Below are 21,382 nucleotides of genomic sequence, written 5' to 3'. Positions count from 1 at the left end.
ACCCGGACCGTCGACGTGCCGCCGGCACCGCCACCTCCGCCCGCGCCCACCCCGACCGCCGCCGCTCCCGCACCCGCCTCGGCTCCCGGCCCGGCCCCCGACGTCCCCGTACGCCTTCCTCGTCCTCGCACCGGGCCACTGTGGGGGCCGCCGCCCGGGGGCGCACCCCGCTACCGGCGGTTATGGCCCGTACGAGTGAACGCCGCCCGGGCGGTCGACGCCGGACCACCTCCGCACCGAGGGTCACCCGCCGCGGGCGCCCCGACGGGCCGCCCGCCCCGGCGCGGCGCCGGTCACCGGTCGGCCGCTCCGGCACGGCGCCGGCCGTCCGCCCGCGGCGCACCGGCCGGCCCGCTCCCGCGTCGAGGCGGCCGTCCGTCCGTGAGCCACAGGTCCGCCCGCCCGGTGCCGAGCCGGTCACTCGCCGGCAGCGCCGTCGATCCGTTCGCGGATCAGGTCGGCGTGCCCGTTGTGACGGGCGTACTCCTCGATCATGTGGGTGTAGATCCAGCGCAGGTTGTGCGCGGTGCCGGTGCGGTGCCGCCTCGCGCCGACGGCGTCGAGGGACGGTGTCGCGGCCGCCAGCTCCCTGGCGCGGGCGATCTCGCCCTGCCAGGTGGCGTACGCCTCCTCCCAGGTGTCGTCCTCGGCCGGGTGCCAGTCGCCGTCCGGGTCGGCCCCGGTGCAGTAGATGCGCGGCACGTCCTCGCCTGCCAGTACCCGGCGGAACCAGCCGCGCTCCACCTCCGCCAGGTGGCGGACGAGGCCGAGCAGGGACAGGTCGGAGGGCGGCACGGAGGTCGCCCGCAGCTGTTCGCCGTCCAGTCCCGCGCACTTCGCGGCGAGCGTGGCGCGATGGAACTCGAGCCAGCCCTCCAGCATCTCCCGCTCGCCGGCCAAGCCGTCGGGCCTTTCCCGTTCATCGGTTGTCATGTCCCGCATCCTGCCCCCGATCCGGCCCGTGCAACGGCCGTCCCCCGACGGGTGGTGGCGCCCGGCCGGCGACCGCCCCCGACGGGTCGTCACGGCCCGCCGGAGGATCGTCCCGCACACGCCCGTATGCTGCCCGGGTCGGACGGCACCACGTGAGAGGAGACCCCCGTGAGGGTCGGCTGCATCGGACTCGGAGACATCGCGCGGAAGGCCTACCTCCCGGTGCTCACCACGGTGCCCGGTGCCGAACTGCACCTCCAGACCCGCACCCCGGCCACCCTGGAGCGGGTGGGGGACACGCACCACGTGCCCGCGGACCGCCGACACACGGACCTCGACGGGCTGCTCGCCGCCGGGCTCGACGCGGCGTTCGTCCACGCCCCGACCGCCGCGCACCCGGAGATCGTCACGCGGCTGCTGGAGGCGGGCGTCCCCACGTACGTCGACAAGCCCCTCGCCTACGAACTCGACGCGTCGCGCCGCCTCGTGGACCTCGCCGACCGGCGCGGCGTCTCCCTCGCCGTCGGTTTCAACCGGCGCCACGCCCCCGCCTACGCCCAGTGCGCCGACCACCCGCGCGACCTGATCGTCATGCAGAAGAACCGCGTCGGCCTCCCCGAGGACCCGCGCACGTTCGTCCTCGACGACTTCATCCACGTCGTCGACACCCTGCGGTTCCTGCTCCCCGGGCCCGTCGAGCACACCGACGTGCGCGCCCGCGTCCGCGACGGCCTCCTGCACCACGTCGTGCTCCAGCTCTCCGGCGACGGCTTCACCGCCCTCGGGCTGATGAACCGGATGAGCGGTTCCACCGAGGAGGTCCTGGAGGTCTCGGGGCAGGACACCAAGCGGCAGGTCCTCAACCTGGCCGAGGTCGTCGACCACAAGGGGCAGCCGTCCGTGCGGCGGCGCGGCGACTGGGTGCCCGTCGCCCGGCAGCGCGGCATCGAGCAGGTCGTGCTGACCTTCCTGGACGCCGTACGGGCCGGAAGGACGCTCGACGCCCACGACGCCCTGCTCACCCACGAGCTGTGCGAGCGGGTGGTCCGGGCGGTCGTGGAGCAGACCGCCGCCTGACGGCCCCCAGGGCGGCGCCCGCCAGGACGGTTCCCGCCGCCCACAGCGGCCAGTCCCCGAACCGTACGTACGGTGTCGTCCCGGTGGCCAGCGGCACGTCGTGGACGGCGGCGGCGCTGCGGTCCGTACCGAGCGGGGCGTCGATCCGCGCGCCGTCCGGGCCGTACACCGCGCTCACACCGGTCAGCGTGGCGTGCACCACCGGCCGGCCCGTCTCCGCCGCGCGCAGCGCCGCGAGCGACGCGTGTTGCTCGGGTGCCCAGCTCTCCTGGAACGTCGACGTCGCCGACTGGGCGACGAGCACCTCGGCGCCCGCCCGAGCCAGGTGCCGGCTCATGTCGGGGAACGCCGACTCGAAGCAGACCAGCGGGCCCACCGCCAGGTCCGGCCCGGAACCCGCCCCGACCGTCATCACGACCTGCTCCGCACCGCGCCGCCGGTCCTCCTCCGCGGCCCGGCCGACCGACGTCGCCCATCCCAGCACCGACCGCAGGGGCACGTACTCGCCGAACGGCACCAGCCGCATCTTGTCGTACCGGTCGCCGGTGGGGCCCTCCGGTCCCACCAGGACGCTGCTCTTGTAGATGCCCGGCAGGTCGGAGCGGCGGGCATCGACGTTCACCAGGAGCTCGGCGTCCACGTGCCGCGACAGTGCCGCGAGCCGGGCGGCGAGGTCCGGCCGGGCCGACAGGTCGGCGCCCACGCTGCTCTCGCCCCACACCACCAGGTCCACGTCCCGCCCGGCCAGGGTCCGGGTCAGCGCTTCCTCCCGCGCGAACCGCCGCTCGGGTGAGTTCGGCCCGTCGACCACACCCGGCTGGACCACGCCGATCCGCGCACGCCCCACCGGCGCGGGTGGCTCCAGCCAGGTCCACACCGAACCCACGGTGACCGCGCACACCACCAGCGCGGCCACGGCCGGGCCCCGTACGGAGGGCACCGCCACGAGCAGGGCCACCGCGGTGTTGACCGCCACCACCAGCAGCGTCACGAGCCACACCCCGCCGAGCGCCGCCACCCGCAGCGCCGGCGAGACCTCCCACTGGCTGGCGCCCAGCAGCCCCCACGGCCCGCCGAGGCCCTCCCCGGACCGCACCATCTCGACCATGAGCCAGCCGGACGGCACCACGGCACACGCGGCGACCGCCCGCCCCGGAGAGTGCTCCGCCCCGCGCAGCGCCCACCACGCGAGCAGGCCCCACGGCACCCAGAGCAGCGCCAGCAGCGCGGCGAGCACCAGGATGAAGACGTGCAGGCTCGGTACGAGCCAGTGGTGCACCGCCAGCACGAACCCCGCGCCGCCGAGCCACCCGTCGAGTGCCGCGCGCCGCCCGCTCGGGGCCGTACGGAGGAGCAGGAGCCACGGCACCATCGCCCCGTACGCCCACCACCACAGCGAGGGCGCCGGGAAGGCGAGCGCGGGCAGCGCGCCCGCGGCCAGCGCGGCCGCCCCGCGCCCCCACCGCCGCCGTCGCTGTGGTGGTGGGCGTACGGCCACTGCGCCGTCCCCGGTCGGCAACCGCATCTCGCGCCTCCTCGCGCCCGGTGGGGAACCAGGACTCCAGTGTGGCGGAGGAGATCAGTCCGGGAACAGGGTGCCGGGCACGGCGCGTCCCCGACAGGAGAGCCCCGAGCCCGGAGCGGCCGGGGCCGGAGCACCCGGCGGGGGAAGCGCAGGGGGCGCGCGGCCGTCAGGCCGCCTCCCACTGGTGGGCCCGGCCGCCGCGCCACTCCACCATCCGCGGGTCGTCCAGGTCGACGTCGGGCTCGTCCAGCCCCGCGCGCCGCAGGAACTCCAGCAGGTCGGCGTCGTTGTGCGCCAGACCGAGGATCCGGCCGCGCACGGTGACGCGCCGCCCGCCGCTCGCGGTCGGACGGTGCACGACGATCGGGGCCTGTGGGGGCACAGCCCCAGGATGCGCCGGACCCGGCTTGATCGCAGCCGACCGGGGATCAGGCGGACCGGCGGGATCCGGCCGGGCAGCGGACCCGGCGCGACGCGCACCGGCCGGGAGGCGCGGGGCCGGCGGGGCGGCGTGGCACGTACCGGCCGGGCGGCGGACCCGGCGTGGCGCGCACCGGCCGGGAGGCGCGGGGCCGGCGGGATGGCGGGGCGCACCGGTCGGAGGTACGGGGCCGGCCAAACGGCGGGGCGGCGTGGCACGTACCGGCCGGGCAGCGGACCCGGCGAGGCGCGCACCGGTCGGAGGTATGGGACAGCGCGCACCGGTCGGGGACGCGGGGGCGGCGGGGCGGCGGGCGCCGGTGGTGTGGCGCACCGGCCGGGGAGGCACGAGGATCAGGCAGACGGGCGCGTACGCGGTTCACACGGGGTGTGAACCGCGTACGCGCACTTCCGCGCCGTGCGCCCTCCCGCCGACGGGCCGGCGCACGGCACCCTCATGGGTAAGGATTCCGGGCCGGAGAACCCCCGGGACCCGGGCCGCCGGTCACCCCCCCTACCGGCGGCCCCCCTCCTCTTCACGGCCCGCGGTAGCCGCAGTGCGGCGGTACCGCGGGTCGGTGGCGTCCGCGGTCAGGCGACGGCGTCGACGTCACCCTGTTGGGCGGCGGTCCACTTCAGGACCAGTGCCTGGTAGATCCGCTGCTCGTCCTCCGACAGGGGTCCGTCCGCGCGCGCCCAGAGTTCGCGAATGGCGCGGTTGAGGGCATCGGCGTCGGGCAGGTCGGGGTCGGGCACGGGCTTGGACATGCCGCCAGACTAATGGGCCATTCGGACGATCCGCTGTGACCCGCCACGCACCGTGACGATTCCCACGCCGCGGTCAGTGCGACGGCTGACCCGCGTCGGGGGTCAGCACACCCAGCCAGATCAGGGCGAACAGCGCCAGACCCAGCACTATCCGGTAGACCACGAACGGCATGAAGCTCCGCGTGGTGATGAACTTCATGAACCACGCGATGACGGCGTAGCCCACACCGAAGGCCACCACGGTCGCGAAGACGGTCGGACCCCAGGCGACGTGACCCTCGCCGACGGCCTTCAGCTCGAACAGACCGGACGCCAGGACGGCGGGGATGGCGAGGAGGAAGGAGTACCGGGCGGCCGCCTCGCGGGTGTAGTTCATCAGCAGGCCGCCGCTGATGGTCGCGCCCGACCGGGAGACCCCGGGGATCAGCGCCATGGCCTGGCACACTCCGAAGATCAGGCCGTCCTTCACGCCCAGGTCCCGCAGCGTCTTGGGGCCGGGCGAGGCCCGGTGCCTGCCGCCCTCCTGTGCCCGCGCCGCCAGCCGGTCGGCCACGCCGAGCACGATGCCCATGACGATCAGGGTGGTGGCGATCAGCCGCAGGTCGCGGAAGGGGCCCTCGATGTGCTCCTTGAGGGTCACGCCGAGCACGCCGATGGGGATCGAGCCGACGATCACCAGCCAGCCCATGCGGGCGTCGTGGTCGGAGCGCATCGTCCGGTCCGTCAGCGAGCGGAACCAGGCGGACAGGATGCGGCCGATGTCCTTGCGGAAGTAGATCAGCACCGCCGCCTCCGTGCCGATCTGCGTGATCGCCGTGAAGGCCGCGCCGGGGTCGTGCCAGCCGGCGAAGGCGGCCGTGAGGCGCAGGTGGGCGCTGGAGGAGATCGGGAGGAACTCCGTCAGCCCCTGGACGAGTCCGAGGATGAGCGATTCGAACCAATTCATGGGGCCAGGGCCGTCCCGAAATGTACGTGTGTGGTCGTTGGGGTCGGTGCAGCGTATCGCCTGAGGATGAACGGACGGTGATCATCCGGTGTCGTGGAGCGGTGTCAGGAGGCGGTTGCCGCGCGCAACCGGTGCCGCTTGCGCCAGGCGACCAGCGCACCGGCCAGCGCGGTCACGACGATGAACCCGGCGGAGGCGAGGAACGCGGGGGACGTCGGCGAGGCCGCCTGGGCCCCGGCGACCACATAGGCCGCGGTGTTCGGTACGCACCCCAGACCCGTGCCCGCGAGGAAGGGGAGGTAACCCATGCGGGAGACCGCCGCGCAGTAGTTGGCCGCGGCGAAGGGGACGCCGGGGAAGAGCCGGATCGCCAGCGTAGAGCGGAACCCGTGCCGGCTGAGCTGTCCGTCCGCCGCAGCCAGCCAGCGGCCGCGCAGGTACGGGCGCAGCGCGTCCCGGCCCAGCGCCCGGCCGAGCGTGAACGCGATGCCGGCTCCCAGGACGGTCCCGCCGACGGCCGCCGCGAGCCCGGCCTGCGTACCGAACAGGGCCCCCGCCGCCAGGTTCAGCACGGGCCTCGGCACGAAGGCGGCGGTGCACAGGCCGTACGCGACCCCGAAGAGGACCGCCGCGCCGGCGCCGCCCGGCTGCGGCGGCCAGCCGCCGTCCGCGAGCAGCCGGTGCGGCTCGTACGCCACGACGGCCGCCGCTGCGCCCGCGAGCAGGCAGACCAGGAGGGCCAGGCGCGCACCGGGCGACACCAGGAGGCGGGCACGGCGCAGGGCGGGACCGGCCGGGGGCCGGACGGCGGGCTGGAGCATCCGGGGAGCGTAACCGACGGCCCCCTGTGATCGCCGTGACCGGAACCGCACCCGCAGCCGGAACCGGGGGCGCCCCACCCGAAAACCCGTCGACGCGGGCGGTCCGGCCGGGGCAGGATCGTCGCCATGTTCCGGTACGCCTTCCTCGCAGCGCCGTCCGCAGTCGCGGACGCGCCGAAGGCTGCCGCCATCGTCCTGGACGGCGCCCGAAGCTGACCCTCCCCGGAACGTCCGGCGGACCCCGCAGGGGGAGGGTCGGTCAGGCCGAGGGGTCCCACCACGCTTCGAGTTCCGGAGAGGAACCACCCCGTCATGTCCAAGACGGCGTACGTGCGCACCAAGCCGCACCTCAACATCGGCACCATGGGCCACGTCGACCACGGGAAGACCACCCTCACGGCCGCCATCACCAAGGTCCTCAGCGAGCGCGGGGCCGGCACCTTCGTCCCGTTCGACCGGATCGACCGCGCGCCGGAGGAGGCCCGACGCGGCATCACCATCAACCTCGCGCACGTCGAGTACGAGACCGACACCCGCCACTACGCGCACGTCGACATGCCCGGCCACGCCGACTACGTCAAGAACATGGTGACCGGCGCGGCCCAACTGGACGGTGCCGTCCTCGTGGTCTCCGCGGTCGACGGCGTCATGCCGCAGACCGCCGAGCACGTCCTGCTCGCCCGCCAGGTCGGCGTCGACCACATCGTCGTCGCCCTCAACAAGGCCGACGCCGGCGACGACGAGCTCACCGACCTCGTCGAGCTGGAGGTGCGCGAACTGCTCACCGCCCACGGGTACGGCGGCGACTCCGTCCCCGTCGTCCGGGTCTCCGGGCTCGGCGCCCTGCGGGGCGACCCGCGGTGGACGGCCTCGATCGAGGCGCTCCTCGACGCCGTCGACACGTACGTGCCGACGCCCGAGCGGTACGTGGACGCGCCGTTCCTCATGCCGGTCGAGAACGTCCTCACCATCCCCGGGCGGGGCACGGTCGTCACCGGCGCCGTCGAGCGCGGCACCGTGCGCGTCGGCGACCGGGTCGAGGTGCTCGGCGCGGACACCGAGACCGTCGTCACCGGCGTGGAGACCTTCGGCAAGCCGATGGACCGGGCGGAGGCCGGCGACAACGTCGCGCTGCTCCTGCGCGGCGTGCCGCGTGACGCCGTCCGCCGCGGGCACGTCGTGGCCCAACCCGGCAGCGTCGTGCCGCGGCGGCGGTTCACCGCGCGGGTGTACGTCCTGTCGGCCCGCGAGGGCGGCCGCACCACCCCCCTCACGACCGGGTACCGGCCGCAGTTCTACATCCGCACCGCCGACGTGGTCGGCGACGTCGACCTGGGCGGCACCGGCGTCGCCCGCCCCGGCGAGACGGTCACCATGACCGTCGAGCTCGGGCGGGACGTCCCGCTGGAGCCGGGGCTCGGCTTCGCCGTCCGCGAGGGCGGCCGCACGGTGGGCGCGGGCACCGTGAGCGAACTGCTGTAGCGGTCCGCGCGGCTGGGAGAATGGGACGGTGACCGAGCCCCTCCCCGTCCTGCGCGCCGTCGACGGCGGCACCGCCAAGCTCATGCCGGACATCGACCGGGAGCGGGCGTGGCTGCTGACCGTCGACGGCGCGCCCCAGTCGTACGTCGACCTCGACGACCCCACGCACCTGGAGTTCGAGTACGCGCGCCGGCTCGCCCACGTCGTGGACGCCGCGGCCGACGAGGGCGCCCCCCTCGACGTCGTGCACCTGGGGGGCGGCGCCCTCACCCTGCCCCGGTACGTCGCGGCGACGCGGCCCGGCTCCCGGCAGGACGTCGTCGAGGCGGACCGGGGGCTGCTGGCGCTGGTGGAGGAGCACCTGCCCGTCCCGGAGGGCGCGGGCGTCACCGTGCACGGAGCGGACGCGCGGGAGTGGCTCGCGGCGGCGCCCGCGGACTCGGCGGACATCGTCGTCGGTGACGTGTTCGGCGGCTCGCGCGTCCCCGCGCACCTGACCTCCGTCGAGTACGCGCGGGAGGTCGAGCGGGTGCTGCGGCCGGGCGGCTGCTACGCCGCGAACCTCGCCGACGGGGCGCCGTTCGCCTTCCTGCGCTCCCAGCTCGCCACGTTCGCCGCCCTCTTCGGTGAGCTCGCGCTCGTCGCCGAGCCGGCCGTGCTGCGCGGGCGGCGGTTCGGCAACGCGGTCCTGGTGGCCTCGCACGCGCCGCTCGACACGGCCCGGCTGACGCGCCGGGCAGCCGCCGACGCCTTCCCGGCGCGGGTGGAGCACGGCGCGGCGCTGGCCCGGCTGGTGGGGGACGCGCGGGTGGTGGGCGACGCGGACGCGGTGGCGTCGCCGGAGCCGCCGGGCGGGGCCTTCGGCATCGGCTGACCGAGCGCGGTCAGGCGCCCGTTGCCCGCCCGGCGGCGGTGTCCGCCCCGGTGGTGGACGAACCGCCGGCGGCGTCCGCCGCGGTGGCCGGTCCGGTGCCGGTGCCGGCTCCCGCGGTCGACGTCCCGGTGGCGGCGGCGTCCGCCATGGCGACCGCTCCGGCGGCCTTGTCCGCCGCCGCGCCCGGCAGGCCCGGCGAAGGGATCCCCGGGCGGCCGGCGGCCTGCGGGTCGCGGCGCGTCAGGTTGCGCACGTCCGGGACGAGCAGCACCAGCGCCGTCACGACCACGATCAGCGCCGCGCACCCCCACAGGGCCTGCGACCGGCCGAACGTGTCCGCGACCGGCCCGGCCAGGGCGGTCGACACCGGCAGCATCGCGGTCGAGCCGAACCAGTCGTAGGCGGAGACCCGCGACAGCTTGTCCTCCGGGATCTCCTGGTGCAGCGCGGTCATCCAGGCCACGCCGAACGCCTCGACGGTCACCCCGGACACGAACATCACCGCCGCGAGGCCGGCGACCGGCAGCGGCACGGCGAGCGCCGCCGAGGGCAGTGCGAGCGGGAACACGCACAAGGTGCCGACGAGCAGCATCCGGCGCGGCTTCCAACGCATCATCAGCACCGCGCCGGCGAGCGTGCCCACGCCGAACGCGGCGAGCGCCAGCCCCCATGGCCGCGCACCGCCCAGCGAGTCCCGGGCGACGAGCGGCCCGTACACGGACTCCGCCGCGCCGATGACGGCGACGACGATCGCGAACTGGGCGACGATCGCCCACAGCCAGGGGCGGCCGGCGACCTCCTGCCAGCCCTCGCGCAGATCGGCGAGCAACCCGCCACCGGCTGCCCGCTCGGGTATGTGCGACACGTCGAGGAAGGCGCGCAGCGCACCGGCGGCGGCGAACGCCGCGGCGTCGACGGCGAGGACCCAGCCGGGGCCGATCGCGGCGATCATGGCGCCGCCGAGCGCCGCCCCGCCGATCGCGGCGCCGTTCATGGACATGCGGAAGAGGGCGAAGGCCCGGCTCGCCTGCTCCCCGCTGACGCTCGACATCAGCATGCCCTCGGCGGCGGGGTTGAAGAACGCCTGGCCGGTGCCGCCCAGCGCGGACAGCACCATCATGTGCCACAGGTCCGCACGGCCGGTGAGCACGAGGACGGCGAAGAGCGCCTGCGAGACGCAGTTGAGGCTGTTCGCGGCGACCATCACGCGGTGGCGCGGCAGCCGGTCGGCGACCGCCCCGCCCACCAGCAGGAAGAGGACGAGCGGCAGCGTGCGCGCGGCGGCGACCAGACCGACGTCGCCGGCGTCGCCGCCGGACTCCAGCACCGCGAACGCCGCCGCGATCAGGGCGCCGTGGCTGCCCAGGGAGGTGATGACCGCGGCGCCGGTGAGCAGGACGTAGTTGCGTCCCGCCCACTCCGGGCGGCGTCGTCGCGGGCGAAGGGCGGCGGCGGGGGTTCTCACATCCCGGACTATCCCCGGTGGAACCCCGCGCCGCCAAACGGATTACCCGTCAGATCCGCGGAGCAGGTGAGCGGGTCGCGGGCTCAGGAGCCCTCGGCCAGCCGGACCGTGCTGAGGATCTTCTGGATCGTGGCCTCGGGCACCTCGTCCGGGATGCCGGTGTTCCCGTACAGGACCCAGGAGACGAAGTCGCCCTTGGCGTTCTTGAAGGAGAACGCGATGGCCTTGCCGTCGGTGTCGCACTTGTTCTCGTGCTTGGTGCCGAGGGCCTTCGCCGTGGCGATGTGGCCGCTCAGGCCGGACTTCGAGGTGTAGGGGACCGCCTTGGTGATCTTCACGGTGCCCTTGGGCTCGGTCTGCGCGTATCCCGCCCAGACCCAGCTGCCCGCCTCGTTGTACGCCGCCTCGGCGGTGCTCTTCGCGCCCTGGCCGCCCTTCGTGCCCGCCGAGGCGAGGCTCCACTTGTCCAGGGAGCCGTCCTTGTCGTCGTCGAAGGTGCACCACTCGCTCTTGAAGCGGCCCGGCGCCGACATGGTGACGACGGGGGAGCCGTCGCCCGCCTTCTCGTCCTCGAAGCCGGTGGCGACGCCCGAGCCCAGCACCTCCCAGTCGGCGGGTATGTCGAAGAGCGTGCCGCGCTTGGGATTGTGGACGACCTTCCACCCCGGGACGGTCGGCTGGAGGGCCAGTGAGCCGTCACGCGGGTTGCCGGAGGGTGACTGCGCCGGCTGCTTCACCGGGGCCGAGGGGGCCGAGGCGCTCTGGGAGGGTGACGAACCGGCCGTGGCGGCGGGCTCCTTCTCCTCGCCGGCGAGGACCAGGTACCCCGTCACGCCGGCGGCGGCCAGGACCACGAGGGCGGCACCGATCGCGACGAGCGTCGTCTTCTTCTTGTCGTCGCCGGACGGCACCGGCGGGCCCGGAGGCTGCCCGGGCACGGCGTACTGCGGCACGGTGGGCTGCTGGTACGGGTTGTGCTGCGGGTACCCCTGCTGCTGGTACCCCGGCTGCTGGTACGGGTTCGGCTGTGGGTATCCCGGCTGCTGATAGGGATTGTTCGGGTCCTGCGGGTTCTGCTCGCCCCCGGGCGGCTGCTGTCCTGGCCACATGGGCTGTAACCATAGAGGGGAGGGGTGCGGGGTGCCATGCCCGGCCCCGTGCGGAAGGCTTCCCCACCAAGCTACTGCCTGGTAACTTCGGGGCATGTCCGAGACGCTGCCGAACATCGGCGAGATGCTGCTGGCCACGGTTCCCATGGCCAAGACCCTGAACCTGGAGGTCGTCGAGGCGACCGCCGACCGCGCCGTGCTGCGCCTCCCCGACCAGCGGGACTTCCACAACCACGTCGGGGGCCCGCACGCCGGCGCCATGTTCACGCTCGGCGAGTCGGCCAGCGGCGCCATCGTCATCGGCGCCTTCGGGGACCAGATGGGACGGGCCGTCCCGCTCGCCGTCAACGCGGAGATCGGCTACAAGAAGCTCGCCATGGGCGTGGTCACCGCCACCGCCACGCTGGGCCGCACCCGCGACGAGGTCGTCGCCGAACTCGACGCGGGGCAGCGCCCCGAGTTCCCCGTGCACATCGCGATCACGCGTGAGGACGGCGCGGTCACGGGCGAGATGACCATCACCTGGACGCTGCGCCCCCAGTCCTGAGCCACACCGCCCCGTGCCGCACGCGCGGCCCGTACTGGCCGCCGGCCCGTACCGGCCGCGGCGGACCACACCGCCCCGCCCCCGCCCCGCACCCGACCCCGGGTACGGGGGCGGCGCCGTCGCCGACCTCCGCGACCCCGCCGACCCGACCGCCGAGCCGTCGCCGACCCGACCCACCGCGTCCGCCCGTCCGTCGGGGCGGGCAACCGGGCGGTCCGTCCCGGCGTCTCCCCCCGTGACCAGCGGCCCGCCCACGCGTCCGGGAGCCGCCCCCGTGACCCGGTAGGCTGCCTGCCCCCAGGGGTCACCTGTCGATACGGAGGAACCGGCGTTGCACGTCCAGGAGTGGCTCGAGACCGTTCCCGCGGTCAGCATCTACATCCTGGTGGGTGTGGTGATCGGGCTGGAGAGCCTCGGGATCCCGCTGCCGGGCGAGATCGTCCTCGTCAGTTCGGCGCTGCTCGCGTCCCAGCACGGGGAGATCGACCCGTACGTCCTGGGCGCCTGCGCCACGGCCGGCGCGATCATCGGGGACTCGATCGGGTACGCCATCGGCCGCAAGGGCGGCAGGCCGCTGCTGGCGTGGCTGGGCGGCAAGTTCCCCCGGCACTTCAGCGAGGCCAACATCGCGATGGCCGAGCGGTCCTTCGAGAAGTGGGGCATGTGGGCCGTCTTCTTCGGCCGGTTCGTGGCGCTGCTGCGGATCTTCGCCGGTCCGCTGGCCGGCGTGCTGCGCATGCCGTACTGGAAGTTCCTCGTCGCGAACGTCTTCGGCGGCATCCTGTGGGCCGGCGGCACGACCGCGGTCGTCTACTCCGTGGGCGTCGTCGCCGAGGCGTGGCTGAAGCGCTTCTCGTGGCTCGGCCTCGTCCTCGCGGTCGCCGTGGGCCTCACCTCGATGCTCGTCCTGCGCAACCGCGCGAAGAAGGCCGCCGCCAGGTCCGAGGCCGAGCGCGACGCCGCGGCCGCCGGGCGGCCGCACCAGGACACCGTCCCCGCCGCGGTCGCGGCCACGGCCGCGGCCGACTGACGGGACGGCGCCGGCGCCGCCGCGGGGGTACCGGTCAGGCCCCCGCGGCGTGCGCCTCGCGGTGCGCCCGCGCCAGCTCCAGGTACATCGCGGCGTTCACCCGGATGCCCTCCCGCTCCTCGTCGGTCAGCTGCCGCCGCACCTTCGCGGGGACGCCCGCGACGAGCGAGCCGGGCGGGACCCGCATCCCCTGCGGGACCAGCGCCTGCGCCGCGACCAGCGAACCGGCCCCGATGCGCGCGCCGTTCAGCACGGTCGCGCCCATGCCGACCAGGACGTCGTCCTCGACGGTGCACCCGTGCAGGACGGCGTTGTGGCCGACGGAGACCCGCTCGCCGACCGTCACCGGAAAGCCCGGGTCGACGTGGACGGTGCAGTTGTCCTGGATGTTGCTGTCCGCGCCCAGGACGATCGGGCCCATGTCCGCGCGGAGCACGGCGTGGTACCAGACGCTCGACCCCGGTCCCATCGTCACCTCGCCCACCACCACGGAGGTCGGCGCGGCGAAGGCCGTGTCGTCCACCTCCGGCTCCTTGCCGCCCACGGCGGTGATCAGCGGTCCTCGCGTCATCTCGGCTCCTCGTGCGCTCTCGTGCGCTGTCGTGCGTCGGACGGGCGGCGGTGTCGCGCCTCCGTCCTCCCGTCGTGCCCGAGGGAACCGTAGGCGACGGCCGGGCCGGGCCGGGCGGTGGGGCGAACATCACAGCGCCGCGCTGTGACCGGCGCCGATCGGGCGCACTACCGTGGCCGGGTGCCCAGCAGCAGAAACACGTTCTCGTTCGCGTCGCTCGCCGCCTGGCGCCGCCGGGCGCTGTCGGCCGCGGTGCACCGGGGCTGGCGCTGGGTGCAGCAGACCGGCGCGGTGACGGCCGAACGGCCGGGCCCCCTGCGCTTCCGGCGCATCGGCGCCGGCACGAAGCTGGCCTTCCCCCAGGGCGCGGTCTTCGGCGAGGCGTGGATCGAGCTGGGCGAGTGCTGCATCATCGGTGAGCAGGTGACCCTCAGCGCCGGCATGCTGCCCGGCCTCGACCTCGGCCCCGACCCCGTGGTGACCCTCGGCGACGGCGTTGTCCTCGGGCGGGGCAGCCACGTGGTGGCGGACGCGCCCGTGACGATCGGCCGCGACACCTTCTGCGGACCGTACGTCTACATCACCTCGACCAACCACAGCTACGACGACCCGCACGAGCCGATCGGCCGGCAGTGGCCCCGCTCCGCCCCCGTGGAGATCGGCCCCGGCTGCTGGCTCGGCACGGGCGCGGTGGTCCTGCCGGGCGCGCGCCTCGGCCGGAACGTCGTCGTCGCCGCCGGGGCCGTCGTGCGGGGCGAGGTGCCGGACCACGCCGTGGTCGCCGGGGCGCCGGCCCGCGTCGTACGCCGCTGGGACGCCGACTCCGGGTGGCAGCCCCCGCTGCGCACGCCGCCGCCGGTACCGATTCCGGACCACGTCACCGCGGCGCAGCTCGCGGCACTGGCCCACTGGGAAGGCCGCTGACGCACCCGCCGGCGCGGCGCTCCTCCCGCCACGGTCCCGTCGCCACCCCTACCGCCGCGACCCCGTCCCGGTCACGGGCCCGCCGCCATCGCGCCGACGCCCCCGCCGGCGCGGCGCCCCTCCCCGTCACGGCTCCGCCGCCACCCCGGCGGACCGCCTGACTGGCCGCCTTCCTGCGAGGACGCCCAGTATGGAGGGTGAGGTGGATGGCGAAGTGTCCAGCGAGGGTGGCGGCGCGGCTGGGGCTCCGGGACTGCGGGCGGACCCCGCGGGCGGCGCCCCCGGTGCCGCCTGGCCGCCCGGTGGCGCGCCCCTGGCCGCCGGCCGGGCGCTGATGTTCGCCGGGGCGAGACTGGCGGCGGTGTACGCGCCGAGCCGGGGCGGCAGGGAGCTGCGGCTCGTCGGACCGGTGGGGGAGTCGGGCGTGCCGCCGGACTGGCCCGCCGGCTACGCCGTGTCCGGGCGGTCGGCCGTGGCCGACGCGTACCGCGGCGGCCGCGCCCTGTGGCTCGGTCCGGACGAGCCGGCGGAGCGCCGCGCGGCCGTCCCCGGGGCGGTCGCCGCCGACGCCTCGCTGGGCGTGCTCCCGATCGGCGCGGACGACCGGCGCCTCGGCTGCCTGGTCGTCGTCGACGGCACCGGTGAGGGCTTCGACACCGACCGGCGCGCCTTCCTGGAGCTGTACGCGGAACAGGTCGCCGCCCGGATCGAGGCGGGCGCCACCCCCGGCGCGGCGGTCGGCCCCGGTATGACGGCGGCGCCCGGCGGGGCGCCGGGCGCCGCCGCGGCGGCGGGGATCGGCGCCGCGGGCCGGCCGGGCGCGGTCCCCGTGGCGGAAGGAGGGCGCATCCACGGCGGCCTGCTGCCCGACCACGCCCTCGCCACCGGACCGCTCGGCTCGTTCACCCTCGCCCTCCACACCGGCCGCATCACCGCCGACCCGTCGATGCTGGAGCTGGTCGACATCGACCCCGGGGAGTTCGACGGCCGCGTCGAGACGCTCCTCGCCCACGCCGTCCCCGACGACCTGCCCACCCTCATGTCCCTCGTCGAGCCCGGCAAGGGCGCCCCGGCCAGCCGGGAGCTGGAGTTCCGGGTCCGCCGGCCCTCCGGCGAACTGCGCTGGCTGCGGCTGCGCTGCCGGGTGCTGGAGGACCCGGCGGGGCGGCCCGAGCGGGTCCTCGGCGTCGTGGTCGACGCGTCCTCGCTGCGCCCGGAGACCGACGAGGTCGCCCTCGTCCAGCGGCTGTCGGCCGCCCTCGCCGCCACGATGACCGCCCGCGACGTCGCCCTCGCCGTCGTCGAGGCGCTGCGCGACCCGCTCGTCGGAGCCGACCGCGTCGCCGTCGCCGGGCTGGAGGCCGACCGGCTCGTCGTCACCGTCCTCGACCCGCCCGACCCCGCCGCCTGGCCGGACATCTGGCGCTCCGAGTGGCGCTCCGAATGGCCCGACACCCCGCTGCGCGCGCTGCCCACCCTCGCCACCGCGCTCCGCGAGGTACGGGTCGGCCTCTGCCCGGCGGGCGCGGAGCTCGAGCCGGCGCTGGAGGGCGTCGGGCCCGGCGGGCTGGCCCTCCTGCCGCTGCCCGCCGAGGGCCGCGTCATCGGCGCGTGCCTCGCCGGCTGGGACGCGCCGCACGAGTTCGGCGCCGAGGAGCGGTCCCTGCTCACCGCGACCGCCGGACTGGTCGGCCAGGCCCTCCGGCGCGCCCACGCCTTCGACGCCCAGCACGAACTCGCCACGACCCTCCAGCGCAGCCTGCTGCCCCGCCGGCTCCCCGCCCTCGCCGGCGGCGTCGCCGTGGCCCGCTACCTGCCGGCCATGGTCGGCCTGGAGGTGGGCGGGGACTGGTACGACGTCATCCCCCTGTCGGACAGCCGCGTCGGGCTCGTCATCGGGGACGTCCAGGGCCACAGCGCCGGGGCGGCCACCATCATGGGCCAGATCCGCACGGCCATCCGGGCGTACGCGGTGGAGGGCCACCCGCCGGACGTCGTCGTCTCCCACGCCAACCGGCTCCTCGTCGGCATGGAGACCGACCTCTTCGCCACCTGCTGCTACGTCGAGCTCGACATGGAGGAGGGCGACGCCTGGATCGTCCGCGCCGGGCACCTCGCCCCGCTGCTGCGCCACCCGGACGGCGCCACGGAGGAGATCGAGACGGAGGGCGGCCTCCCGCTCGGCATCCTCGCGGACGCCGACTACCCGATCACCGCCGCCGGGCTCGTCCCCGGCACCGTCCTCGCCCTCCTCACGGACGGGCTCGTCGAGTCCGCCGCCCTCCACCTGGAGGACGGCATGCGCCGGATGCGCGGGCTGCTGGCGGCGGCCGACCCGTCCGACGCCGGGCGCATGGCCGACGGGCTCCTCGGCGACGGCTCCCGCCGCGACGACGACGTGGCGCTGCTCCTCCTGCGCTACGACGGGACGAGCGTCCGGCCCATCCGGGCCGGGTGGACCGTGTGGCGGCTGCCGGACGCCGTCATGCACGCCCGCCGCTTCACCGCCCGCACCCTGCGCGGCTGGGGGGTGGCCGAGGAGGCCGACGCCGCCCTGCTCGTCGTCTCCGAACTGGTCACCAACGCCCTGATCCACACACAGGGCCCCGTCCGGCTCGACCTCACACTCGCGGGCGACCGGATGCGGATCGCCGTGACCGACGCCTCGCCGCGGGCCCCCGCCAAACCGGTCGTCGCCGACTGGGAGTCCACCGGGGGCCGGGGGCTGCTGCTGGTCGAGGCCATGTCGGCGACCTGGGGCTCGGTGCCGGTCAGCGGCGGCAAGCAGGTGTGGAGCGAGTTCGTCGTCGACCCCGCGCCCGGGCCCGTGGGCGCGGGCGCGGGAGCCGCCCCGCCGGGCGGTCCGTGAGGAGGAGGTGGTCCCCGTGCTTCCCGTGGTCCCTCTGCGGCGGCGTCGCCGGCGCGGCCGCCGCCGGCCCGCCGTCGCCGCGGCGCTGTCGCTCTCGTTGGCCCTCGCCGCCTGCGGTACGGCCGACCAGGCGTACCTGGACGGCGGGCCGCGCCCCGAGACGGAGTTCACGCCCAGGATCGGCCTCCTGCTGCCCGACACGCACACCGCGCGGTGGGAGACGTTCGACCGGCCGCTGTTCGAGGCGAAGGTCCTCCAGCTGTGCCCCGGGTGCGGCGTGGAGTACGCCAACGCGCAGGGCGGCGTGGCGACCCAGAAGGCCCAGGTCGAATCGATGATCACCAAGGGGGTCGACGTCCTCGTCCTCGACCCCGTCGACGCCCGCGCCCTCAGCTCCTCGGTACGCAAGGCGGACCGGGCGGGCGTCCCCGTCGTCAGCTACGACCGGCTCGCGGAAGGCCCCGTCTCCGGCTACGTCTCCTTCGACGGCCGCCAGATCGGCAGGCTCCAGGGGAAGGCCCTCCTCACCGCCATGGGCCCCGCCGCGGACGGCGGACAGATCGTCATGGTGAACGGCGACCCCGCCGACCCGAACGCGGCCGCGCTGGAGCGCGGCGCCCTGGACGTCCTGCGGGGCAAGGTGCGGATCGGCAAGTCGTACGACACGGAGCGGTGGCGCCCGGAGATCGCCCACACCGACATGACCGGCGCCGTCGCGGCGCTCGGCGCGGGGAACATCGACGGCGTGTACGCCGCCAACGACGGACTCGCCGGCGGGGTCATCGCCTCGATGAAGGCCAACTTCATCAGGCCGCTCCCGCCGGTGACCGGGCAGGACGCCGACCTCTCCGCCATCCGGCGGATCCTGTTGGGCGAGCAGTACATGACGGTGTACAAGCCGTTCGGGCCGCAGGCCGAGGCCGCCGCCGCGATGGCCGTCGCACTCGGCCGCGGCGACCCGCTGGACGCCGTCGCCCCGCACGTGGCAGGCGACGGCACCGGGCGGCGCGTACCGGCCGTGCTGCTCGCCCCGGTACCCGTCACGGCCGCCACGATCAAGGACACCGTCGTCCGGGACGGCATGTACACCGTCGCCCGGATCTGCACCCCGGAGTACGCGTCGGCGTGCGCGGAGGCCGGACTCACCGTGTAATCGGGCGGAGAGGAGGTGGTTCGCCGTGTCGGTCCCGCCCCTGCTGTCGCTGCGCGGGATCTGCAAGCGCTTCGGCGCCGTCCAGGCCCTCGACGACGTGGAGCTGGAGGTCAGGGCCGGTGAGGTCGTCGCCCTCATGGGCGACAACGGCGCCGGCAAGTCCACCCTCGTCAAGGTGATCGCCGGGGTCGGCCCCGCCGACGCGGGCACCGTCGAGTGGGAGGGCCGCCCCGTCCGGATGAAACGCCCCGACGACGCCCACGCCCTCGGCATCGCGACCGTCTACCAGGACCTCGCGCTGTGCGACAACCTCGACGTGGTCGCCAACCTGTTCCTCGGCCGCGAGCCGTGCCGGGCCGGTCTCCTCGACGAGGTCGGGATGGAGCGGCGCACCCGGGACCTGCTGGGGTCGCTCGCCATCCACGAGCCGGACCTGAGGGCGCCCGTGGCCGCCCTCTCCGGCGGCGAACGGCAGACCGTCGCGATCTCCCGCGCGCTCGTCGGCGAACCGCGGCTGCTCCTCCTCGACGAGCCGACGGCGGCCCTCGGCGTCCAGCAGACCAGCCGCTTCCTCGACCTCGTCGAGTCGCTGCGCGACCGGGGCACGGGCGTGCTGCTGATCAGCCAGAACCTGGGTGACATCAAGGCCGTCGCCGACCGCGTCGCCGTGCTGCACCTCGGGCGGAACAACGGGTTCTTCGACGTGGGCACCACCGCGCAGGAGCAGATCATCTCGGCCGTCACCGGCGTCACCACCCTCCACGGCGCGGGCCGCCGTCCCCCCCACGCGCGCCGGGGGGAGCGGTGAACGCGCTCCGGCGGGTCCTCAGGAGCGGCGGCGGTGCCCTCGCCCGGCGGCTGAGCGGCGGCGAGCTCGGGGCGCTTCCGGTCGTCGCCGGCGTCGTCGTGATCTGGACGGTCTTCCAGATCCTCAACTCCAACTTCCTGTCCCCGCGGAACCTGTCCAACCTCAGCGTCGACATCGTCGGCACCGGCATGATCGCCGTCGGGGTGGTCTTCGTGCTGCTGATCGGCGAGATCGACCTGTCCGTCGGCTCCGTCAGCGGACTGGCCGCCGCCGTGTTCGCCGTGCTCAACGTGGAGCGCGGCGTGCCGGAGTGGCTCGCCGTCCTGGTCGCCGTGGCCGGCGGCGCCCTGGCCGGCTCGGTCCACGGCTCCTTCGTCGCCCGGGCGGGCGCGCCGGCGTTCGTCGTCACCCTGGCGGGGCTGCTCGGCTGGAACGGCCTGATGCTGTACGTCCTCGGCACCAGGGGCACGGTCAACCTCGACGAGGGAGGGCTCGTCGCCGAGCTGACCGGCTTCTACTTCCACGACGTGGCCGCGGCCTACTCGCTGGCGGCGTTCGGCACCCTCGTCTGCTTCCTCGTCCACTACGGGGACCGCCGCCGGCGCCGGGCCGCGGGCCTGCCGCACCGGCGGCTCACGGAGGTCGCCGTACGGACCGGGGCGGTCGCGTTCGTGGCGTTCGCCGCCGCGCACGTCCTCAACCGCTTCCAGGGGCTGCCGCTGGCGCTGCTCGCCTTCCTGGCCGTCGTCGGCGGCCTCGACCTCGTCCTGCGCCGCACGCGGTACGGGCGGAGCGTCTACGCGCTCGGCGGCGGGATCGAGCCGGCCCGCCGCGCCGGCATCGACGTGGTGCGCGTGCGGGTGTCGGTCTTCGTGCTGTCGGGGACGATGGCCGCGGTCGGCGGGCTGTTCCTCGCGTCGCGCATCACCTCGGCCGGCCAGACGTCCGGGTCGGGGCTGCTGCTGATGAACGCCATCGCCGCGGCCGTCATCGGCGGCACCAGCCTCTTCGGGGGGCGCGGCACGACCTGGTCCGCCCTGCTCGGCATGCTCGTCATCCAGTCGATCGCCTCCGGGATGTCCCTGCTGGGCATCCAGGCGGCCGTCCAGTTCATGGTCACCGGCTGCGTGCTGCTGGCGGCGGTGGTCCTGGACAGCGTGACGCGGCGCACCCGCCGGGAACACGGCAGGGCCTGACGGGGACGGAGCCGGGCCGTGCCCGCGTGCCGGGTCGGTACCGCGCCGGGAGGGCACGCGCCGGGGTGGGGCGGTGCCGGGTCGGTCCCGTGCCGGCACGCGGGCACGCCGCCGGGTCGGTCCCGTGCCGGCACGCGGGCACGCGCCGAGGTGGGGCCGTGCCGAGGGTGGGGCTCGGCTCGGTGGGAGCCGTGCCGGGGGTCGCTGCCGGGTGTTTTCCGGCTCGGCGGGACCCGTGCCGGCTTGGACCCTCGTCGGGGTGTGTCCGTGCCGGGTCGGGTCCGCCCCGGTCGGGTCCGCCCCGGTCGGGTCCGCGTCGGGTCGGGCCCGCCCCGGTCGGGACCGCCCCGGTCGTGCCTGTCGGTCCGGGACCGCCCCGGGGTGCGCCCCGTCCGGGGGCCGGGAGTCCGGCGGGTGGTCCGGGCCGGAGGTCAGGCCAGGCCGAGTGCGGGGATCTCGATCGCGGGACAGCGGTCCATCACCATGTCCAGACCGGCGGCGCGCGTGCGCTCCCACGCCTCCTCGTCCACGACGCCGAGCTGGAACCAGACCGCCCGGGCCCCCTTCGCCACCGCCTCGTCAGCGATGCCCCCGGCCAGCGCGCTGTGGACGAAGACGTCCACGACGTCCACCGGGAAGGGGATGTCGGCCAGGGTCGCGTACCCCTTCTCGCCGTGCACGGTCTCGGCCTTGGGGTGCACCGGCACGATCCGCTTGCCGAAGCGCTGGAGCACGGCGGCCACGCCGTACGCCGCGCGGGACCGGTTGCCGGACAGGCCGACCACGGCCCAGGTGTCGCCGGTCTCGGTCAGGATCCTGCGGATGGTCTCCGTGTCGCCGTACACGTGCGTTCTCCCACCTGTC

Annotated in this window: 20 protein-coding genes; 10 read left to right on the top strand and 10 right to left on the bottom strand. The window is 75.5% G+C overall.

The window, feature by feature from the left end; translation table 11 throughout:
* Positions 1-417: 417 nt before the first annotated feature.
* Positions 418-933 (bottom strand): DinB family protein, encoded by a 516-nt coding sequence (locus tag ACF053_RS26910; protein WP_391956360.1) that lies wholly within the window; start codon positions 931-933, stop codon positions 418-420.
* Between the two features lie 168 nt (positions 934-1,101).
* Between ACF053_RS26910 and ACF053_RS26905 the strand changes: the two genes are divergently transcribed.
* Entirely contained in the window at positions 1,102-2,010 is a 909-nt protein-coding gene (locus tag ACF053_RS26905) for a Gfo/Idh/MocA family protein (protein WP_391956359.1), read from the top strand.
* Here the strand turns inward: ACF053_RS26905 and lnt are convergent.
* The 5 genes from lnt to ACF053_RS26880 form a co-directional block, all read right to left on the bottom strand.
* Positions 1,952-3,535: an apolipoprotein N-acyltransferase gene (gene lnt / locus ACF053_RS26900; protein ID WP_391956358.1), complete on the bottom strand. Its 1,584-nt coding sequence runs from the start codon at positions 3,533-3,535 to the stop codon at positions 1,952-1,954. The genes ACF053_RS26905 and lnt overlap by 59 nt on opposite strands.
* 166 nt (positions 3,536-3,701) lie before the next feature.
* Positions 3,702-3,917, bottom strand: a complete 216-nt coding sequence (locus tag ACF053_RS26895) for a hypothetical protein (protein ID WP_391956357.1) — start codon at positions 3,915-3,917, stop codon at positions 3,702-3,704.
* 629 nt (positions 3,918-4,546) lie between these two features.
* Positions 4,547-4,723, bottom strand: coding sequence for a hypothetical protein (locus ACF053_RS26890; RefSeq protein ID WP_391956356.1), 177 nt, complete (start codon positions 4,721-4,723; stop codon positions 4,547-4,549).
* A gap of 73 nt (positions 4,724-4,796) precedes the next feature.
* The gene (locus ACF053_RS26885; RefSeq protein WP_391956355.1) at positions 4,797-5,669 is read right to left on the bottom strand and encodes an undecaprenyl-diphosphate phosphatase; all 873 of its coding nucleotides are present in this window, start codon (positions 5,667-5,669) and stop codon (positions 4,797-4,799) included.
* Between the two features lie 104 nt (positions 5,670-5,773).
* Positions 5,774-6,490: a TVP38/TMEM64 family protein gene (locus ACF053_RS26880; protein ID WP_391956354.1), complete on the bottom strand. Its 717-nt coding sequence runs from the start codon at positions 6,488-6,490 to the stop codon at positions 5,774-5,776.
* A gap of 312 nt (positions 6,491-6,802) precedes the next feature.
* Here ACF053_RS26880 and tuf point away from each other — a divergent pair, with 312 nt between their 5' ends.
* Positions 6,803-7,972, top strand: a complete 1,170-nt coding sequence (gene tuf / locus ACF053_RS26875; RefSeq protein ID WP_391956353.1) for an elongation factor Tu — start codon at positions 6,803-6,805, stop codon at positions 7,970-7,972.
* A 28-nt stretch (positions 7,973-8,000) separates the two neighbouring features.
* Positions 8,001-8,846: a spermidine synthase gene (locus tag ACF053_RS26870; RefSeq protein WP_391956352.1), complete on the top strand. Its 846-nt coding sequence runs from the start codon at positions 8,001-8,003 to the stop codon at positions 8,844-8,846.
* 10 nt (positions 8,847-8,856) lie between these two features.
* On the opposite strand, the gene ACF053_RS26865 is transcribed toward ACF053_RS26870, so the two are convergent.
* Together ACF053_RS26865 and ACF053_RS26860 are read right to left on the bottom strand one after the other, a co-directional pair.
* Positions 8,857-10,311, bottom strand: a complete 1,455-nt coding sequence (locus ACF053_RS26865) for an MFS transporter (RefSeq protein ID WP_391956351.1) — start codon at positions 10,309-10,311, stop codon at positions 8,857-8,859.
* An 83-nt stretch (positions 10,312-10,394) separates the two neighbouring features.
* Positions 10,395-11,420: a hypothetical protein gene (locus ACF053_RS26860; protein WP_391956350.1), complete on the bottom strand. Its 1,026-nt coding sequence runs from the start codon at positions 11,418-11,420 to the stop codon at positions 10,395-10,397.
* A gap of 94 nt (positions 11,421-11,514) precedes the next feature.
* On the opposite strand from ACF053_RS26860, the gene ACF053_RS26855 reads away from it, so the two are divergent.
* Positions 11,515-11,967 carry a DUF4442 domain-containing protein gene (locus ACF053_RS26855; RefSeq protein ID WP_391956349.1) on the top strand — a complete coding sequence of 151 codons (453 nt, stop codon included), beginning with the start codon at positions 11,515-11,517 and terminating at the stop codon, positions 11,965-11,967.
* Between the two features lie 331 nt (positions 11,968-12,298).
* Entirely contained in the window at positions 12,299-12,997 is a 699-nt protein-coding gene (locus ACF053_RS26850) for a DedA family protein (RefSeq protein ID WP_391956348.1), read from the top strand.
* 34 nt (positions 12,998-13,031) lie between these two features.
* On the opposite strand, the gene ACF053_RS26845 is transcribed toward ACF053_RS26850, so the two are convergent.
* A complete protein-coding gene (locus ACF053_RS26845; RefSeq protein WP_391956347.1) occupies positions 13,032-13,568 on the bottom strand; it encodes a gamma carbonic anhydrase family protein in 537 nt (178 codons plus the stop codon).
* A gap of 180 nt (positions 13,569-13,748) precedes the next feature.
* On the opposite strand from ACF053_RS26845, the gene ACF053_RS26840 reads away from it, so the two are divergent.
* The 5 genes from ACF053_RS26840 to ACF053_RS26820 all read left to right on the top strand — a co-directional run bounded on the left by ACF053_RS26840 (position 13,749) and on the right by ACF053_RS26820 (position 20,518).
* Positions 13,749-14,492, top strand: coding sequence for an acyltransferase (locus ACF053_RS26840; protein WP_391956346.1), 744 nt, complete (start codon positions 13,749-13,751; stop codon positions 14,490-14,492).
* A 334-nt stretch (positions 14,493-14,826) separates the two neighbouring features.
* Complete coding sequence (locus ACF053_RS26835; RefSeq protein ID WP_449336544.1) at positions 14,827-17,361, top strand: SpoIIE family protein phosphatase; 2,535 nt, start codon at positions 14,827-14,829, stop codon at positions 17,359-17,361.
* 16 nt (positions 17,362-17,377) lie between these two features.
* Positions 17,378-18,514 carry a substrate-binding domain-containing protein gene (locus ACF053_RS26830; RefSeq protein ID WP_391956344.1) on the top strand — a complete coding sequence of 379 codons (1,137 nt, stop codon included), beginning with the start codon at positions 17,378-17,380 and terminating at the stop codon, positions 18,512-18,514.
* A gap of 25 nt (positions 18,515-18,539) precedes the next feature.
* On the top strand, positions 18,540-19,322 hold the full coding sequence (locus ACF053_RS26825; protein WP_391956343.1) for an ATP-binding cassette domain-containing protein: 783 nt from the start codon (positions 18,540-18,542) through the stop codon (positions 19,320-19,322).
* On the top strand, positions 19,319-20,518 hold the full coding sequence (locus ACF053_RS26820; protein WP_391956342.1) for a sugar ABC transporter permease: 1,200 nt from the start codon (positions 19,319-19,321) through the stop codon (positions 20,516-20,518). The genes ACF053_RS26825 and ACF053_RS26820 overlap by 4 nt, the downstream gene beginning before the upstream one ends.
* A 431-nt stretch (positions 20,519-20,949) precedes the next feature.
* Here the strand turns inward: ACF053_RS26820 and ACF053_RS26815 are convergent, their stop codons facing one another.
* Complete coding sequence (locus ACF053_RS26815; RefSeq protein WP_391956341.1) at positions 20,950-21,363, bottom strand: CoA-binding protein; 414 nt, start codon at positions 21,361-21,363, stop codon at positions 20,950-20,952.
* Positions 21,364-21,382 lie beyond the last annotated feature (19 nt).

Origin of the sequence: Streptomyces kanasensis, from assembly GCF_043077165.1 — a bacterium.
GTDB lineage: Bacteria > Actinomycetota > Actinomycetes > Streptomycetales > Streptomycetaceae > Streptomyces > Streptomyces changanensis.
The sequence above is the reverse complement of the archived record's forward strand: the minus strand, read 5'-3'. Positions and strand labels throughout refer to the sequence as shown.

Coding starts and splice junctions, on each gene's coding strand:
- ACF053_RS26910 (WP_391956360.1), bottom strand. CDS start 933: ATGACAACCGATGAACGGGAAAGGCCCGACGGCTTGGCCGGCGAGCGG.
- lnt (WP_391956358.1), bottom strand. CDS start 3,535: ATGCGGTTGCCGACCGGGGACGGCGCAGTGGCCGTACGCCCACCACCA.
- ACF053_RS26890 (WP_391956356.1), bottom strand. CDS start 4,723: ATGTCCAAGCCCGTGCCCGACCCCGACCTGCCCGACGCCGATGCCCTC.
- ACF053_RS26885 (WP_391956355.1), bottom strand. CDS start 5,669: ATGAATTGGTTCGAATCGCTCATCCTCGGACTCGTCCAGGGGCTGACG.
- ACF053_RS26880 (WP_391956354.1), bottom strand. CDS start 6,490: ATGCTCCAGCCCGCCGTCCGGCCCCCGGCCGGTCCCGCCCTGCGCCGT.
- tuf (WP_391956353.1), top strand. CDS start 6,803: ATGTCCAAGACGGCGTACGTGCGCACCAAGCCGCACCTCAACATCGGC.
- ACF053_RS26860 (WP_391956350.1), bottom strand. CDS start 11,420: ATGTGGCCAGGACAGCAGCCGCCCGGGGGCGAGCAGAACCCGCAGGAC.
- ACF053_RS26855 (WP_391956349.1), top strand. CDS start 11,515: ATGTCCGAGACGCTGCCGAACATCGGCGAGATGCTGCTGGCCACGGTT.
- ACF053_RS26845 (WP_391956347.1), bottom strand. CDS start 13,568: ATGACGCGAGGACCGCTGATCACCGCCGTGGGCGGCAAGGAGCCGGAG.
- ACF053_RS26835 (WP_449336544.1), top strand. CDS start 14,827: ATGTTCGCCGGGGCGAGACTGGCGGCGGTGTACGCGCCGAGCCGGGGC.